At 42.9% G+C, this 1,172-nt stretch carries 2 protein-coding genes; one reads left to right on the top strand and one right to left on the bottom strand.

Translation table 11 applies throughout. From position 1 onward, the window contains the following. A partial coding sequence (locus NC238_06440; protein ID MCM1565575.1) for a hypothetical protein occupies positions 1-842 on the bottom strand: 842 nt, incomplete at its 3' end. A gap of 65 nt (positions 843-907) precedes the next feature. On the opposite strand from NC238_06440, the gene NC238_06435 reads away from it, so the two are divergent. Further along, positions 908-1,172 (top strand): hypothetical protein (locus NC238_06435; GenBank protein ID MCM1565574.1); only part of this gene is annotated, 265 nt, incomplete at its 3' end.

The following is a 1,172-nucleotide window of genomic DNA, read 5'->3' as shown; positions in this document are numbered from 1 at the left end:
GCGCTCAAAAATTCCAATTCGAGCATATCTGGGTCAAAATAGATTTCACAGTTACTGCCCAAGTCCGGATATTGCTCTTGGTCCTTCTGACTACCCGTCATCTGAATAACAATCATCAAGTCCTCTAATCGATAAGCCAGCCACGGACGGGGATTCCAGGCACCAATTTTTTGCTTAACGCTTGTTGCAGGCTGATCAATCTGAAGCCACTCATCTTTCCATTGGTAACCTGGATTACTCAAATCGCTATATGGCCATAAATTGATGCTGAATTGAGCTTGAAGATGTTTTTCCGGAAGTGTTCGCCGATCCATAGGGAAAAAGCCAATACCGCCCGGGATAAAAGAACTAATTCCCCAGGAAGCAGATTTGACTGGTAAATCTCCTCGATTGATAATTTCGTGTTTCACGACAAATGAACCCAATAATCCTGCCCCATTATCCGAATCCACCATATCATGAATCATTTCAACATCTTGGTATGTGGCTACGCGCATAGATAGTCGCCTCTCCAGCTGACTATCGTCTGCTGGTCGGGTGAAAGTCAGAAAGTCATCCTCGCCATATGAAACCTGCACAGGGTCATTATCAGGAATATAGGTCAGGTAAGGGTCTTCCGGGGCAGCCCACAGTCGATGTCCGCCGTAAAACAAAAAAGTTTCATCTCCGCTTCTGCCGGCTTGTCCATCAAACAGTTTATAGAGATTCTTCCCGCCTGTTAATCCAAAAAACATAATTCGCGGACCAATATTCGCAGTCGCGACAACTTCTACGGGTCCACTTCGTAATACAAAACAATTATCCCAACCCATTGCACTGATTTTTTGAACGTCTGTTTTCATTTTTTGATTGTCTCTCTGTGTATTTAATGTATAATCTAATAATACTTGAATTATAAGAGGATTTTATGACCGTTTCACCCATTAAGAAAACCAATAACTACTGGGAAAAGGTAGTTATCGGTACAGATGACCTGCAGTATCTTACCAACTTTCTGTTTGAAACGGAAGAACCTCTTTCCATCCAAAACCTCAGTCGAGTTTTAATTAAGCACCTCCTGGAAAAGCGTGCATCCGCAGAGGCTTCTCGCAAAGCGAGTGCTGGTCTTACTTATTTTCCGAAAGAAAGCTATCAAACCGGTGACAAACTGAATTTTCCTGAACTTGATGGCG

Source organism: Dehalobacter sp., assembly GCA_023667845.1.
Taxonomy (GTDB): Bacteria; Bacillota; Desulfitobacteriia; order Desulfitobacteriales; family Syntrophobotulaceae; genus Dehalobacter.
Note: the sequence above shows the minus strand (reverse complement) of the source record. Positions and strands in the feature narration are given on the sequence as shown.